The organism is Enterobacter cloacae complex sp. P43RS (assembly GCF_014930585.1).
In the GTDB taxonomy this organism is placed as follows: Bacteria; Pseudomonadota; Gammaproteobacteria; order Enterobacterales; family Enterobacteriaceae; genus Enterobacter; species Enterobacter bugandensis.
This window is the reverse complement of record NZ_JADBRJ010000001.1, coordinates 266,452-282,406: the sequence shown is the minus strand read 5'-3', so window position 1 is coordinate 282,406 and position 15,955 is coordinate 266,452. Positions and strand designations below refer to the sequence as shown.

General features: G+C 56.6%; 15 protein-coding genes. 8 read left to right on the top strand and 7 right to left on the bottom strand.

Going from position 1 to position 15,955, the window contains the following annotated elements:
- Positions 1-259: 259 nt before the first annotated feature.
- Entirely contained in the window at positions 260-2,293 is a 2,034-nt protein-coding gene (gene dcp, locus IM294_RS01395; RefSeq protein WP_126818002.1) for a peptidyl-dipeptidase Dcp, read from the bottom strand.
- A gap of 142 nt (positions 2,294-2,435) precedes the next feature.
- On the opposite strand from dcp, the gene ydfG reads away from it, so the two are divergent.
- Complete coding sequence (gene ydfG / locus IM294_RS01390) at positions 2,436-3,182, top strand: bifunctional NADP-dependent 3-hydroxy acid dehydrogenase/3-hydroxypropionate dehydrogenase YdfG (protein WP_028013011.1); 747 nt, start codon at positions 2,436-2,438, stop codon at positions 3,180-3,182.
- 91 nt (positions 3,183-3,273) lie between these two features.
- The gene (locus IM294_RS01385) at positions 3,274-3,960 is read left to right on the top strand and encodes a GntR family transcriptional regulator (RefSeq protein WP_028013010.1); all 687 of its coding nucleotides are present in this window, start codon (positions 3,274-3,276) and stop codon (positions 3,958-3,960) included.
- 33 nt (positions 3,961-3,993) lie between these two features.
- On the opposite strand, the gene IM294_RS01380 is transcribed toward IM294_RS01385, so the two are convergent.
- Positions 3,994-4,425, bottom strand: coding sequence for a universal stress protein (locus tag IM294_RS01380; protein WP_069732340.1), 432 nt, complete (start codon positions 4,423-4,425; stop codon positions 3,994-3,996).
- A gap of 288 nt (positions 4,426-4,713) precedes the next feature.
- On the opposite strand from IM294_RS01380, the gene ydfZ reads away from it, so the two are divergent.
- Complete coding sequence (gene ydfZ, locus IM294_RS01375; RefSeq protein ID WP_126818000.1) at positions 4,714-4,917, top strand: putative selenium delivery protein YdfZ; 204 nt, start codon at positions 4,714-4,716, stop codon at positions 4,915-4,917.
- Between the two features lie 43 nt (positions 4,918-4,960).
- Here ydfZ and IM294_RS01370 read toward each other — a convergent pair whose 3' ends face one another.
- From IM294_RS01370 to manD, 4 genes are all read right to left on the bottom strand, one after another.
- Positions 4,961-6,424 (bottom strand): mannitol dehydrogenase family protein, encoded by a 1,464-nt coding sequence (locus tag IM294_RS01370; protein WP_193360292.1) that lies wholly within the window; start codon positions 6,422-6,424, stop codon positions 4,961-4,963.
- A gap of 221 nt (positions 6,425-6,645) precedes the next feature.
- Positions 6,646-8,013 carry an MFS transporter gene (locus tag IM294_RS01365; RefSeq protein WP_126817998.1) on the bottom strand — a complete coding sequence of 456 codons (1,368 nt, stop codon included), beginning with the start codon at positions 8,011-8,013 and terminating at the stop codon, positions 6,646-6,648.
- Positions 8,014-8,085: 72 nt separating this feature from the next.
- The gene (locus IM294_RS01360; RefSeq protein ID WP_126817997.1) at positions 8,086-9,105 is read right to left on the bottom strand and encodes a Zn-dependent oxidoreductase; all 1,020 of its coding nucleotides are present in this window, start codon (positions 9,103-9,105) and stop codon (positions 8,086-8,088) included.
- A gap of 14 nt (positions 9,106-9,119) precedes the next feature.
- A complete protein-coding gene (manD, locus tag IM294_RS01355; protein ID WP_028013004.1) occupies positions 9,120-10,334 on the bottom strand; it encodes a D-mannonate dehydratase ManD in 1,215 nt (404 codons plus the stop codon).
- 297 nt (positions 10,335-10,631) lie between these two features.
- Between manD and IM294_RS01350 the strand changes: the two genes are divergently transcribed.
- Together IM294_RS01350 and speG are read left to right on the top strand one after the other, a co-directional pair.
- Positions 10,632-10,970, top strand: coding sequence for a DUF1283 family protein (locus tag IM294_RS01350; RefSeq protein WP_008502414.1), 339 nt, complete (start codon positions 10,632-10,634; stop codon positions 10,968-10,970).
- Entirely contained in the window at positions 10,970-11,530 is a 561-nt protein-coding gene (speG, locus tag IM294_RS01345) for a spermidine N1-acetyltransferase (protein ID WP_041910220.1), read from the top strand. The genes IM294_RS01350 and speG overlap by 1 nt, the downstream gene beginning before the upstream one ends.
- Positions 11,531-11,547: 17 nt before the next feature.
- Here the strand turns inward: speG and IM294_RS01340 are convergent, their stop codons facing one another.
- Entirely contained in the window at positions 11,548-12,294 is a 747-nt protein-coding gene (locus IM294_RS01340) for a YnfC family lipoprotein (RefSeq protein WP_032644870.1), read from the bottom strand.
- A 69-nt stretch (positions 12,295-12,363) separates the two neighbouring features.
- Here IM294_RS01340 and IM294_RS01335 point away from each other — a divergent pair, with 69 nt between their 5' ends.
- From IM294_RS01335 to dmsD, 3 genes are all read left to right on the top strand, one after another.
- A complete protein-coding gene (locus IM294_RS01335; RefSeq protein WP_047368462.1) occupies positions 12,364-12,657 on the top strand; it encodes a DUF1161 domain-containing protein in 294 nt (97 codons plus the stop codon).
- 131 nt (positions 12,658-12,788) lie between these two features.
- On the top strand, positions 12,789-15,227 hold the full coding sequence (ynfE, locus tag IM294_RS01330; RefSeq protein ID WP_063437307.1) for a selenate/tellurate reductase subunit YnfE: 2,439 nt from the start codon (positions 12,789-12,791) through the stop codon (positions 15,225-15,227).
- Between the two features lie 92 nt (positions 15,228-15,319).
- Positions 15,320-15,934 carry a Tat proofreading chaperone DmsD gene (gene dmsD / locus IM294_RS01325; protein WP_028012998.1) on the top strand — a complete coding sequence of 205 codons (615 nt, stop codon included), beginning with the start codon at positions 15,320-15,322 and terminating at the stop codon, positions 15,932-15,934.
- Positions 15,935-15,955: the final 21 nt, after the last annotated feature.

Genomic DNA, 15,955 nt, shown 5'->3' with positions numbered 1-15,955 from the left:
ATATAATAATCATCTTTTGCGATGATTCTTATATGCAATAAACGGCCATGTACCAGTCAGCATAAATAATTAAATAAACTTGCGAGCATTATAAAATTGAGATTGGTAAAAGCGCCTAAATTTAAGCGCATTTAATATAAATATATCTCAAACTATTAATAAATGTAAATTTCAGTTCTTTTTTTGACCATTTTCGGGCTTTCAGACCTATAAAAAAACCGGGCGCGGGGCCCGGTTATCTTCTTAGCTAAAAGTGGCTTTATGCGCTCAACCCGCGATTCTCCAGCATCGGTTCAATCTTCGGATCGTGTCCGCGCCAGTTTCGATAAAGTTCGGCTAAGTCAGCGCTGTTGCCGCGAGACAAAATCGCCTCACGGAATTTCTGCCCGTTTTCACGCGTCAATCCACCCTGCTCCACGAACCACTGATAGCCATCGTCCGCCAGCATTTGCGTCCACAGGTAAGCGTAGTACCCCGCCGCGTAGCCGCCGCCAAAAATATGGGCAAAGTAGCTGCTGCGATAGCGCGGCGGTACAGCGGGCAGATCCAGCCCCTCTTTTTTCAACGCGGCGGCTTCGAATTCTTCAACGCTCGACACGGCCTCGCTGATGCCGTGCCAGTTCATGTCCAGCAGCGCCGCACTCAGCAGCTCCGTCATGTCATAGCCCTTGTTGAAATGGGTCGCGTTGAGCATGCTTTCCCGCAGCGCGTCCGGCATGGGGTCACCGGTTTCGTAATGACGGGCATAGTGGCTAAACACCTCAGGATGGCTGGCCCAGTGCTCATTGATTTGCGACGGGAATTCAACGAAATCACGCGGCGTATTGGTACCGGACAGCGTGGCGAAGCGCTGGCTGGCAAACAGACCGTGCAGGGTATGGCCAAACTCGTGGAACAGGGTTATCACGTCATCCCAGGAGAGAAGCGCGACGCCGCCGTTACCCGGCTTTTGGTAGTTGCAGACGTTGTAGATCACCGGGCGGGCAGCAAGCTCAAAGGACTGCTCGATGAAATTGCCCATCCAGGCCCCGCCCTGCTTGGAATCGCGGGCGAAGAAGTCGCCGTAAAACAGCGCCATGCCCTCACCGGTATGGTCAAAAATTTCCCATACGCGGACGTCAGGGTGATAAACCGGAATGTCGAAACGCTCCACAAAATGAATGCCAAACAGCTGGCTGGCCGCCCAGAATACACCGTCCTGCAATACGGTATTGAGCGCAAAATAGGGTCGAATCTGCGATTCATCGAGGGCGTATTTCGCCTGGCGCACGCGCTCGGCATAAAAGGCCCAGTCCCAGGCCTGCACGGTGAAGCCACCCTGCTCGTCGTCGATGACCTTCTGAATATCGGCCTGCTCGCGTTCCGCACGGGCGCGGGCGGCAGGCACAATGCCGCGCATAAATTCCAGCGCGGCGGCCGGGGTTTTCGCCATCTGGTCGGCGATGCTCCAGCTGGCGTAATCCTCAAAGCCGAGCAGACGGGCCTGGCGCGCCCGCAGCGCCGTAAGGCGCAGGATCAGCGTGCGGGTGTCGTTTTCATCTCCTTTCTGGGTGCGCGTCCAGCCGGCGTTGAACAGGTTTTCGCGCGTCTGCCGATTGCGCAGCGCGGCTAGCGCAGGCTGCTGTGTCGTATTCAGGAGCGGGATCAGCCAGCGGTCGTTAAGCCCTTTTTCCGCGGCGGCCTGCGCCGCAGCAGCAATCTCTTCGGCGCTAAGGCCTTCAAGCTGGTGCGCGTAATCCACCACCAGCCCGCCCGCGTTGTTAGCGGCCAGCAGGCGCTGGTTAAACTGGCTGGTCAGGGACGCGGCCTCGGTATTCAGCGCCTTCAGCTCGGCTTTTTCCGCTTCATTCAGGCGCGCGCCGGCCAGAATAAAGCGCTGGTACGTCTCCTCGACCAGCCGACGGGATTCGGCATCCAGCGCGGCGCGGTCCTGCCAGACGCTCTCGACGCGGGCGAAAAGGGTGTCGTTCAGCCAGATGTCGTTCGCCAGCGCGGCAAGTTCGGTGGAGAGCTGCTCCTCCAGTTCCTGCAGGTACGCATTGGTGTGCGCGGAGGTCATGGCGAAGAAAACGCTGCTGACGCGCGCGAGCATGACGCCGCTTTTCTCCAGCGCCAGCACGGTGTTAGTGAAGTCTGGCGCAGCGGTGTGAGAGACTATCGCCTCTATGTCCGCCCGCTTCTGGCGAAGCGCTTCATCGAAGGCCGGACGATAATGCTCGTCTTTGATGGTTTCAAAATAGGGAGCCTGGTAAGGCAGTAGGCTGATGTCAAAAAAGGGGTTGGTGGCCGTCATCTTTCACTCCTCCGAACGGATATCTTCCCAGAGTAGGCCAGGCCGCCATCGCCTGCAACGCCGTCATACAAATGTTGCCTTAACGCACCCTCTGCGGGCGTGCTATGTTAGTACCACACAAAAAGCGTTGAGGAACAGTGAGATGATTATTTTAGTTACCGGGGCAACGGCAGGTTTTGGTGAAAGCATCACGCGTCGCTTCGTCGCCAACGGGCATAAGGTGATTGCAACGGGCCGTCGTCAGGAGCGCCTGCAGGAGCTGAAGGACGATTTAGGTGATAGCATCCTGACCGCGCAGCTGGACGTGCGTAACCGTGCGGCCATTGAAGAGATGATTGCCAGCCTGCCGGCAGAGTGGCGTGCCATCGACGTGCTGGTCAACAACGCCGGCCTGGCGCTGGGCATGGAGCCTGCCCACAAAGCCAGCGTTGAAGACTGGGAAAACATGATCGACACCAACAACAAAGGGCTGGTGTACATGACCCGCGCGGTGCTGCCGGGCATGGTCGAGCGCAACCGCGGCCACATTATCAACATCGGTTCTACCGCCGGGAGTTGGCCTTACGCGGGCGGTAATGTCTACGGCGCGACCAAAGCGTTTGTGCGCCAGTTCAGCCTGAACCTGCGCACCGACCTGCACGGCACCGCCATTCGCGTCACCGATATCGAGCCGGGGCTGGTAGGCGGCACCGAATTCTCCAACGTGCGCTTCAAGGGCGATGACGCGAAAGCGGATAAAACCTACGAAAACGCCAACGCCCTGACGCCGGAAGACGTCACCGAAACGGTCTGGTGGGTCGCAACGCTGCCAAAACACGTCAACATCAATACCGTGGAAATGATGCCGGTCAGCCAGAGTTTTGCCGGACTTAGCGTCCATCGTGGCTAAATAAGCCCTTCCCGGCCCGCGGGCCGGGTCTGTTTCGGGTCATAAAAGAATGGTAGTATGTTCGGGCTAACTCTCTGAGAAATGACAACTCATGGCCGCTGAATCGCAACTCAACCCCACCCAGCCCGTAAACCAGCAAATCTATCGCATTTTGCGACGTGATATTGTCCATTGCCTGATCCCACCGGGAACGCCGCTTTCTGAAAAAGAGGTCTCCGTGCGATTTGACGTGTCCCGTCAGCCGGTGCGTGAAGCGTTTATTAAGCTTGCGGAGAACGGCCTGATTCAGATCCGCCCGCAGCGCGGCAGCTACGTGAACAAAATTTCACTCTCACAGGTGCGCAACGGCTGTTTCGTACGCCAGGCGATTGAATGCGCTGTAGTGCGCCGTGCCGCGACGCTCATTAATGACAACCAGTGTTACCTGCTGGAGCAAAACCTGCATCAGCAGCGTATTGCGATTGACCGTAAACAGCTCAACGATTTCTTCCAGCTTGATGATGAGTTTCACCAGAAGCTGGCGCAAATTGCAGACTGCCAGCTGGCCTGGGATACCATCGAGAATATCAAGGCCACCATTGACCGGGTGCGCTACATGAGCCTCGATCACGTCTCCCCGCCGGAAATGCTGCTCCGCCAGCATCACGATATTTTCAGCGCGCTGGAAAAACGCGACCCGGACGGCGTGGAAAAAGCGATGACCCTGCATCTGCAGGAGATAGGCGAATCCGTGCAGCTTATTCGTCAGGAAAATAGCGAGTGGTTTAGCGAAGAGTGATATTTGCCGCCCTTTTCGCGGGCGGCACCGTAATTAGCGAACGACTAACACCGGAATTGTGGCGTAGCGCAGAATAGATTCCGCATTTGACCCCAGCAGATGGGTGGTGATACCCGGATTTTTTGACCCGATGACAATCACGTCATATTCCCCTTCTTTGCTCAGCTTGATAATTTCATCGCGGACGCTGCCAAAACGAACCAGAGTGTGAATATTCTCCGGGGAGATATCGAACAGTCGTTTTAACTCGTTCATTTTCTTCCCGGATTCTACGCTCATATACTCTTCAAACTTTTTAATATCGGCGTTGAATCCGCGCAGCAGAGACCGACTGCTGGCAGGCAGAATATTGACCAGGGTAATCGACGCGCCCTCGGCCTTTGCTAGGTTAGCCGCGTGGCGAACCGCTTTGTCGCTTAAATCCATTTCAAACACGTCAACAGGCATCAAAATCTTCTTATACATAAGCCTGACTCCTTATTCCGATGAAGGGTTATTTCCTGCAACCAGAATGGCATCGGGAATATAAACCAATCCTCAACGCTTCCCCGTAGAAACTATCAATAAGTGAAAATAACGGTCTGCTTTGTAAATTGCCGTCGTGAAGCGTCAACGCCCCATGTAATAAAGAAAAAAGTGTGAGTTTGATCAAAAACAAAAACATGACTGGCAGACAGGCGTATTTATAGTGCCCCGTGAACGGCAAAACCTGAAATAGCGCCGTAACGGAAAGTTTAGAGAGGAGAAAATACCATGATGACATACGACCGTAACCGCAATGCAATCACCACCGGCAGCCGCGTCATGATTAGCGGCACTGGCAAAACCGGCGTGATTAAGGCGATCCACAGCGACGGGCTGGATGCCGCGCAGGTGCGCCGTGGCAAAACGGTGGAAGTGGAAGGATTCGAAGGTAAGTTCGAACCAATTGAACTGATTCGTCTGGGTATGCACTAAATTGTGCGCCAACATGCCGCCGCGAACGGCGGCATGTGTTGAATTACAGGTGCGACACGTACTCCGCCACCGTGGTCTTTGCCCCCTTCTGCAGCAGCGTCTGATACGCGCTCATCACGGCATCTGTAAAGGCTTTTTCTCGCGGCAACTCTTTCCCAAAAATGGCCTCAATGCCGAGCAGCGCGTTAACCCGGTTTTCCCCTTCGGCACTTCCCTTCACCGCCGCCTGAATCACCGCCAGCTGCGGATCGCTCACGTCGATGGCGTTCCCCTGCTCGTCCACACCGCCGACATAGCGCATCCACCCAGCCACGCCCAGCGCCAGCAGTGGGAAAGGCGTCTGGTGCACCAGGTGCCAGCGCGCAGGATCCAGCATCCGCTGCGGAAGCTTCTGGCTGCCGTCCATCGCAATTTGCCAGGTACGGTGGCGCAGGGCCGGGTTACTGTAACGGGCGATCGGCAGGTCAGCGTAGCGTTCTAAATCGACGCCCTTCACTTTCAGGGTCGGCGCCTGCTCGTTAAGCATCAGCGCGTGCGCGGCGACGCGATAGTGTTCGTCTTCCATACACTCATTGATGTGCTGATAACCGGCCAGATAGCCCAGGTAGGCCAGGAAAGAGTGGCTGCCGTTGAGCATGCGTAGCTTCATCTCTTCAAACGGGATCACGTCTGAAACCAGTTCGGCTCCGGCTTTTTCCCATTCCGGACGCCCGGCCACAAAGTTATCCTCGATAACCCACTGGCGGAACGGCTCGCAGGCCACCGCCGCCGGATCGCGTACGCCGGTCAGCTGCGCGATTTTATCCAGCGTATCGGGTGTGACCGCCGGCACGATGCGGTCCACCATGGTTGACGGGAAGGTGACGTTAGCCTCGATCCAGTCCGCCAGCTCGCCGTCTACCGCCCGGGCGTACGCGCAGGTGACATTGCGCATCACGTGACCGTTCTCCGGCATGTTGTCGCAGGACATCACGCTAAACGCGGGCAGCCCCGCCGCTTTACGGCGCGACAGCGCTTCCACCACCACGCCCGGCGCGGATTTCGGCTGATGCGGGTTTTGCAGGTCGGCAACGATGAAAGGATGATCGAGCATCAGTTGCCCGGTTGCCGGAGAGTGGCAGTAGCCTTTTTCGGTGATGGTCAGCGAGACAATCGCCACCTGCGGTTCACACATTGCCGCCAACACGCTTTCCAGCCCGTCGACCTGCGCGTGCAGGGCCTTTTTGACTACGCCAACCACGCGGGACGTCCAGGCATCGGCAGACATTTCCGCTACGGTGTAGAGGTTATCCTGCGCCTTCAGGTCGGCAATCTGCTGCTCGCCGCCAATCAGGTTAACCTCACAGTAGCCCCAGTCGCTGCCGTGTTCAGCCGCGAGGATGTCCGCATACACCGCCTGATGCGCGCGGTGAAATGCACCGAAGCCTAAATGTACAATGCGTGCTTTAAGGCTGTCGCGCTCGTACTGAGGCAGCGTCGCGTTGGCCTGTAATAAGGTGTTTTCCATGATTAAGACTCGCTAATTAGAAAGCTGTGGATCGCTGCCGCCTCCAGTCCAGAGCGGCAGCGCCTGCTGACTACACCAACTAGAATGGCAGTCGGGGTAAAATATTACTGCCATCAACCATACTGATACTGCCGTTTGAGTTTTTGATTTATATTAACTTTTGCTCAGGTGGTGTGACATAAACAAAAAGTTGTGTGATAAGTCACGAAAGATATAAACCGCTAGCGTCGCGTGGAGACCGCGCCGTAACTCACGCGCTCTTTCGGCGCGGCCTCTGCGGCATCTTCAGCCGCGCTGAGGTCGCGGTCGCGGACTTCCGGCATCAGGAACGCCGAAACCAGCCCAATCACGGAATAGGCCACCAGCATGGCTACAATCGGCCACCAGGAACCCGTCATATTGCAGAAAATCCCCGCCAGTACCGGGCCAAAGCCCACCGCCACCAGACCGCCCGCCTCCTTGGAGATAGCCATACGGGTAAAGCGATTTCGCGAGCCAAACATCTCCGCCATGGTGATATTTTCCAGCGCAAACAGCCCCAGCACGGCGAAATTATGGATAACGATGATCGAGAGCATGATTGTCCCCGGCGCATAGCTCTTATCGACGATAATCGACAGCATCGGGTACGCGAGAACAATGGCCGAGATATTGAGGATAATGTACGGCAGCCTGCGCCCCACTTTGTCGGAAAGCCAGCCCAGCAGCGGGATGGAGATAAACCCGAGAATAGAACTTATCATCAGCGCATCGGTGGGAATCGCTTTATCGAACAGCAGCGTCTGGACCAGATAACCCGCGAGGAAGGTCTGGATCAGCCCCGAGTTGCCCGCCTGACCGAAGCGCAGGCCGGTCGCCAGCCAGAAGGATTTACTTTTCACCATTGAACCCAGCGAGGTGTCCGGCTGCACGGTTTCTGCATCGTTTACTTTCTCAAAGACCGGGCTCTCCTTGAGGTTCATTCGCAGCCAGATGGCAAAGATCATCACCACGACGCTGGCAAGGAACGGCACGCGCCAGCCCCAGGCGAGCAGCTGTTCACGATCGAGGGCGAAGAACATAATGGCCCAGATCGCCGTGGCGCTCAGCGTCCCGCAGTTAGTCCCCATAGCCACCAGCGAGGAGATGATGCCGCGTTTCCCTTTCGGGGCGTACTCCGCCAGCATGGTCCCGGCCCCGGAGATCTCCGCCCCGGCGCCCAGCCCCTGAATGATACGCAGCGTCACCAGCAGTACGGGCGCAAAAATGCCGATCTGCGCGTAGGTCGGCAGCACGCCAATCAGCGTGGTGCAGATCCCCATCATGGTGATGGTGATAAACAGCACCTTTTTACGGCCAATGCTGTCGCCCATTCTGCCGAAGATAAAGGCCCCGACGATACGCGCGATGTAGCCCGCGCCGTAGGTTCCCATCGCCAGAATCAGCGCCATCGCGGCCGACTGTTCCGGGAAGAAGATTTCATGAAATACCAGCGCCGCCCCCAGCGAGTAGAGCTGGAAATCCATAAACTCCAGCGCGGTGCCCAGCCAGCCGGAGACGGCGGCTTTCACCAGATCTGAGGTGGTTCTTTGAGGTTGTGCTTGCGTCATAATGGCTATCTCTAAAGGTAAGATGCGTACCACTGAGAGCCCGTCTTCGCGGGCTCTTAACCGCGTGTAGGGTTATTGCCCGAACGTCAGTAAAACCTTGCAGCACTGCCGCTGGTCTTTTTCAAACAGTTCGATGGCGTCTGTTACATGGTGATAGTCAAAGGTATGGGTGATCAGTTTTTCCGGGTCGATCAGCCCTTTTTCAAGCCAGTCGATGACGACCGGGAATTTGTTGGCATTGAGGCGCGAGGAGAAGATCGCCAGCTCTTTACCGGTAATCCCCTGCTGGACTATCTGGCTCGGCTCGCTGGAGAAGCCCATCAGCACGATGCGCGCCGCCGGAGAAGCCAGGGTGACCGCCTCCTGCAAAATCGACGGATGACAGGCGGCATCAATAATCAGCGTCGGCTTGATGCCTTTTTCGTCCAGCGCGGCCTGCAGCGACGTTTCGCCGTTATTAAAGACCCAGTCCGCGCCGCTGCGCTGGGCCATGGCCAGACGCTCATTGATTCTGTCGACGACGATTACCTGCTTCACGTTGTAGACGCCCTTCAGTGCCTGTACGGTGACCAGTCCCATCGGCCCTGCACCGTAGATCAGCGCAACGTCCTGTTCGGTAGGGCTAGCCTGCCCCGTCACGTTGGCGGCAATGGTGAAAGGTTCAACCATCACGGCGTGTTTATCCGGGATCGCATCCGGGATGCGCCAGGCATTTTTAGCGGGCACGGCGGCATATTCGCTGAATCCGCCGTCGCGGTGGACGCCCAGCACCACCAGCGAGGTGCAGACGTTAGGCTTGCCGACGGAACACGGGTAGCAGTGCCCGCAGCTGATCACCGGATCCACCGAAACGCGCTCCCCTAACCGGGACGGTTCTACGCCCTCGCCCACGGCGTCGATCGTGCCAAAAAACTCGTGGCCAATCACGCGCGGATATTTTGCAAACGGATTATGCCCGCGGTAGATGTGGCTGTCTGACCCGCAGATCCCGGCCAGCTTGATTTTGACGCGGACCTCGCCTGCGCCTGGCTTCGGGCGCGGACGCTCTTCAATCACCAGCTGGTTCGGCTGTTGAATCACTACGCTTTTCATCGTTCGCTCCTCGGTTACCAGTTCCACAGCGTGCCGTCTTCGAGACGGGCCACCGGCAGATAGGCCGGATCGTACGGGTATTTCGCCGCCAGCTTTTCATCAAACTCAATGCCCAGCCCCGGCTTCTCGCCCGGGTGCATATAGCCGTTATCAAAGCGCCAGCTGTGCGGGAAGACTTCCAGCATCTGTTCGGAGTATCCCATATATTCCTGCACGCCGAAGTTCGGCACCCACAGGTCGAAATGCAGCGCGGCTGCGTGGCAGATCGGCGACAGATCGGACGGGCCGTGCGAGCCGGTACGCACCTGATAGAGCGACGCGAAGTCCGCGATGCGGCGCATCCCGGTGATCCCCCCCGCATGGGTGATAGTGGTGCGGATATAGTCGATAAGCTGCTCTTCGATAAGCTGCTTGCAGTCCCAGATGCTGTTGAACACCTCGCCCACCGCAATTGGCGTGACGGTATGCTGGCGGATCAGGCGGAAGCACTCCTGGTTTTCCGCAGGCGTTGGGTCTTCCATCCAGAACATGCGGAACGCTTCGATACTCTTGCCGAAGCGCGCCGCTTCGATGGGCGTCAGGCGGTGGTGCATGTCGTGCAGGAGATGCTCATTGAAGCCAAATTTACTGCGCACCGCGTCAAACAGTTTTGGCGTGAAATCGAGGTATTTCTCGGTGGACCAGAGCTGCTCTTCCGGCCAGTCGCCTTTGGTGGCGGGCTCGTAGGCCAACCCCTTCCCTTTAGCCATGCCGTAGGTGGTTTTCATACCCGGCACGCCGCACTGGACGCGGATCGCCTTAAAGCCCATCTCCTTATGGCGGGCGTAATCTTCCAGCACGTCGTCAATGGTGTGCCCGGTGGTGTGGCAGTAGACCATTACGCCCTCACGGGATGCGCCGCCCAGCAGCTGATAGAGCGGCATATTGGCCGCTTTGGCTTTGATGTCCCAGAGCGCCATATCCACGGCGGAAATTGCCGACATGGTGACCGGCCCGCGGCGCCAGTAGGCGCCCTTATAGAAGAATTGCCAGATATCTTCGATGCGGTGCGCGTCGCGGCCAATCAGCTGCGGGCAGAGATGATCTTTCAGGTAGGAAGCAACGGAGAGCTCACGCCCGTTTAGCGTGGCGTCACCGAGGCCAACGATCCCTTCATCGGTAGTGATTTTAAGAGTGACAAAGTTCCGCCCCGGGCAGGTAACAAACACGTCAGCCGCGACAATCTTCATAATTCCTTTCCTTACATCGTTCGTTGTGATGACGGAAATTTACCCACCCACATAACTACCATACAAGTATGATGATCATAAAATCGGCTAACGATCACAAAAACGGTCGCCTGCTCGTCCCCCTAAAACCCATCATTTTGTGCCTGTTTCACTTCAGGTGACGATTCATTTAGGCAGCGTACCTGAAGATATCTTTTACTTTTCCATACCCGTGCCGCGGGTATGCCGTTATTGCTCTTTGGTGTAGAATCTGAATGGGGAAACTTGCTCATCTGCACCCATTTAAAAGGAAACGCTATGACTACATTAAGCAAACGCCTTTGTCTGACAGCCCTGCTGGCGCTGTCATCGTTCGCCTTTGCCGCCTCTGCGACAGCGGAAACCAGCAAGCTCATTATTGAGTCTGGTGACAGCGCGCAAAGCCGCCAGAACGCCGCGATGGACAAAGAACAATGGAATGACACCCGCAGCCTTCGTCAGAAGGTCAACAAACGTGCTGAAAAAGAGTGGGACAAAGAAGATGTCGCCTTTGACGCACGCGATAAGTGTCAGCAAAGTGCGAACGTCAATGCCTACTGGGAGCCGAACACCCTGCGCTGCCTGGATCGCCGCACTGGTCGTACGGTAGCCCCATAATGTCGGCGCCCTGTGACGTAAAACTCCGGCCACTGGAGCGTGAAGACCTGCGCTTTGTCCACCAGCTCGACAATAACGCCAGCGTGATGCGCTACTGGTTTGAAGAGCCGTACGAGGCCTTTGTCGAGCTGTCGGATCTTTACGACAAGCACATTCACGATCAGAGCGAACGTCGTTTTGTGGTGGAGTGTGAAGGCGACAAAGCCGGGCTGGTGGAGCTGGTTGAGATCAACCACGTTCACCGCCGGGCGGAGTTCCAGATCATTATTTCGCCGGAGCACCAGGGGAAAGGCCTGGCCTCCCGGGCGGCGAAGCTGGCGATGGATTACGGATTCAACGTACTGAATCTCTACAAGCTTTATCTGATCGTGGATAAAGAGAACGAAAAAGCGATCCATATCTACCGCAAGCTGGGCTTTATGGTAGAAGGCGAGCTGATTCATGAGTTCTTTATCAACGGTGAATACCGGAATACCATCCGCATGTGCATTTTCCAGCATCAGCATCTGGCCGGTCACAAGCCGTCAGGCGCCAGCCTGCTGAAACCAACCGCGCAGTAGCCTGCGCGGTTTCATTCTCAGTAATACTCAATCGTGTTTTTGATGGTGTACTTGCGCTCAACGGCGGGTTTGACGCTGTCGTCCGTGATCGTCAGATCGCAGCTCACCGGGTTATTGTGGCGATCGTAGTCGCAGCTCTGCGTCACGTTGCCCAGCGGCTTATCGTTTAACAGGCTCACGGCCGAGTAATCCATTCTTTTGCGCAGATCCTTAGACGGCGTCGACTGTACCGATAAATGCTGATCCCCGGAGACGGTGGTTTTGCCCAGCGGGTAGCCATCCGCATCGTAGCGGTACTTCACCTCCATCTCTTTACCATGTGCGGCCACCACGAAGCCGTTGTCGTCGGTATCCCACGTCACCCCGGCTGACGGCAGTTCGGCCAGCTGGCATTTGCCCTGCAGCTTCACCTTACGCTGCTGGGTTTCTGCATCGATGTAGTAATTGGCATCCAGGACCAGCGCTACGCCCGTGTTAGCCTCCAGGTCGTGCAGCTCCAGCGTATCGAAACACCCTTCCGCCGACACAGTGCCGGTGACTCGTTTGGACACTTCACCCTTCTCGTTGAACAGCGTCTGGGTAAAATCCTTGACCGGGCCGCGAAGAGGGTCGAAATCAAATTCGTTCGAAAAACTCGCCATCTCGGGCGTAAACGACAGCGGCGCGGAGTTATTATCACACCCTGCGAGAGTAGCTGCCAGGAGCGTTATCGCTGCATATTTCTTCACATTCTTTACCAATACAGAGAGATTATTCCCAATCATATTAGCAAATACAGTTGTTTACACGAAGCCTGCTAAAATTAATCTCTACACAGAGAAAAGGAGCTACAGATGAAACGGTTACCCTGGATTACCGCCCTGCTGTTAATGAGTGCCTCAACGGCCGCGCTGGCGGCACCGGACTCCTGCGAGCGCGTGAAAAGCGACATTCAGCAGAAGATCATCAACAACGGCGTGCCGGAGTCAGGTTTTACGCTGAACATTGTGCCGAACGATCAGGCTGACCAGCCGGACGCTCAGGTGGTGGGCCACTGTGCCAACGACACCTTTAAAATTTTGTACACCCGTACGGGCAGCGGGGCGGCGGCCGGCAATCAGGATAATGCGCCGGCTGAACCTCAGTAAATCACCGTCAATCCCCTTTGATTTGACAAGGATTAATATTTAATACCTCCAAATAAGTAACACTCACCCCATCATTAGCCCGGTTATCGTTTCGGGAAAAATAATATGTAATCACAATGGTGGGGTGAGCCATGTCCGATATCGAACATCACGGCGGGATTAGCCGTCGAACACTCGTGAAATCTACGGCGATAGGTTCTCTGGCGCTTGCCGCTGGCGGAATTTCGTTGCCTTTTGGACTGAAAAGCGCCGCAGCCGCGGTACAAAATGCAATGAAACCGGCAGAAGATAAAGTGGTCTGGGGCGCCTGTTCGGTCAACTGCGGTAGCCGCTGTGCGCTGCGTCTGCACGTCCGCGATGACGAAGTGTACTGGGTCGAAACGGATAACACCGGTGAGGATATCTACGGCAATCACCAGGTCCGGGCCTGCCTGCGCGGGCGCTCCATTCGCCGCCGCATCAACCACCCTGACCGTCTGAACTACCCGATGAAACGCGTGGGTAAGCGGGGTGAAGGCAAGTTCGAGCGCATCAGCTGGGACGAAGCGCTGAACGCCATCACCGCCAGCCTGAAAGACGTGGTCAGTAAGTACGGCAACGAAGCGGTGTATATTAATTACTCCTCCGGGATTGTCGGCGGCAATATCACCCGCTCCTCCCCTTACGCTTCGCTGGTGGCGCGCCTGATGAACTGCTACGGCGGTTTCCTGAGCCACTACGGCACCTACAGCACGGCGCAAATCGCCTGCGCGATGCCTTATACCTATGGCAGCAACGACGGCAACAGCACCTCGGATATCGAAAATACCAAACTGGTGGTGATGTTCGGCAATAACCCGGCGGAAACGCGCATGAGCGGCGGCGGGATTACTTACTATCTGGAGCAGGCCCGCGAGCGTTCTAACGCACGCATGATTGTCATCGACCCGCGCTATACCGATACGGCAGCCGGACGCGAAGACGAGTGGATCCCGATCCGTCCGGGTACCGATGCCGCCCTGGTGGCGGGGATTGCCTGGGTATTGATCGACGAAAACCTGGTTGACCAGCCGTTCCTGGACAAATACTGCGTTGGCTACGACGAAAAAACGCTGCCGGAAGGTGCCCCCGCGAATGGTCACTATAAAGCGTACATTCTCGGCCAGGGTGAGGACAACACGGCGAAAACGCCGGAGTGGGCCTCGCGCATCACCGGCATTCCTGCAGACCGCATCATTAAACTGGCCCGCGAGATTGGATCCGCTAAGCCGGCCTATATCTGCCAGGGCTGGGGACCACAGCGTCAGGCGAACGGTGAACTGACCTCCCGCGCCATCGCGATGCTGCCGATTCTGACCGGCAACGTGGGGATCAACGGCGGCAACAGCGGCGCCCGTGAGTCGACCTACACCATCACTATCGAACGTATGCCGCTGCCGGAAAACCCGGTCAAAACGCAAATTTCCTGCTTCAGCTGGACGGACGCCATCGCCCGTGGCCCGGAAATGACCGCTCTGCGCGACGGGGTGCGCGGTAAAGATAAGCTGGACGTACCGATTAAGTTCATCTGGAACTATGCGGGCAACACCATTATTAACCAGCACTCCGATATCAATAAAACCCACGATATTCTGCAGGACGAAAGCAAGTGCGAAACCATCGTGGTGATCGACAACTTTATGACCTCATCGGCGAAATACGCCGATATCCTGCTGCCAGATTTAATGACCGTCGAGCAGGAAGACATTATCCCTAACGATTACGCCGGGAACATGGGTTACCTGATTTTTCTCCAGCCCGTGACCGCGCCGAAGTTTGAGCGCAAGCCTATCTACTGGATCATGAGCGAAGTGGCGAAACGCCTCGGACCGGATATCCATCAGAAATTTACCGAAGGGCGAACGCAGGAAGAGTGGCTGCAGTATCTGTATGCCAAAATGCTCGCTAAAGATCCCACACTGCCGTCCTATGACGAGCTGAAAAAAATGGGCATCTATAAGCGCAAAGATCCGAACGGACACTTTGTGGCCTATAAAAAATTCCGCGAGAATCCGGAAGCCAACCCGCTGAAAACGCCTTCAGGCAAGATTGAAATTTATTCCAGCAAGCTGGCGGATATTGCGGCGACCTGGGAGCTGGCAAAAGATGAGACCATCAGCCCGCTGCCCGTCTACGCATCCACCTTTGACGGCTGGGATGCGCCCGAGCGCGCGCAGTTCCCGCTGCAGCTGTTTGGCTTCCATTTTAAAGCCCGCACCCACTCGAGCTACGGTAACGTCGACGTGCTGCAAGCGGCCTGCCGCCAGGAGGTCTGGCTGAATCCCGTTGATGCCGCGAAACGTGGCATTAAAAACGGCGATACGGTGCGCGTCTTTAACGATCGCGGTGAGGTGAGAATAGAAGCGAAAGTCACGCCGCGCATCATGCCAGGCGTAAGCGCCATGGGCCAGGGAGCCTGGCACGATGCCAATATGAATGGCGATCGTATCGACCACGGCTCGTGTATCAACACCCTGACCACGCACCGCCCGTCACCGCTGGCAAAAGGCAACCCGCAGCACACCAATCTGGTGCAGATTGAGAAGGTGTAAGGGGTGAATTCTATGACCCTGGTTTATGCTTTGGTCTGTATTAATGGTTAATCACGTCGCGCGGACATAACCGCGCGAACAAGGAAGGTTTAATGAAAGACGTCTCACACCGTGACTCGTTCGCGTTCAGCGCCCGCGTACTGGGCGCGCTGTTTTACTTCGCGCCAGACAGCGAGCAAACAGCCCCGCTGGTGCAGGCACTTACCGCTGGCGAATGGATAGAGGACTGGCCCCTGCCGCCGGAAACGCTGCTGCCTGTTGCCGAAACCTTTGCTTCATCTTCCGATGAGCCGCTGACGGATGCCTGGCAACGGCTGTTCATTGGTCCTTATGCCCTGCCCGCTCCGCCGTGGGGTTCCGTCTGGCTGGACCGTGAATCCGTGCTGTTTGGCGATTCGACCCTCGCGCTGCGCCAGTGGATGCGGGAAAACAATATCGCGTTTCAGATGCAGCAAAATGAACCGGAAGATCATTTCGGCACCCTGCTGCTGCTGGCGGCATGGCTGGCCGAGAATGGCCGCGAGTCGGAGTGCGATCGGCTTCTGGCGTGGCATCTGCTGCCGTGGAGCACCCGCTTTCTGTCGGTGTTTGTCGACAACGCCGGGCATCCGTTCTATATCGCGCTCGGCAGGCTTGCGCAGCTGACGCTGGCGGACTGGCGATCGGCGTTGGTTGTTCCGGTTGCGGAAAAGACGTTGTACCGCTAAGGGATATGGCTTGCTCGCGGG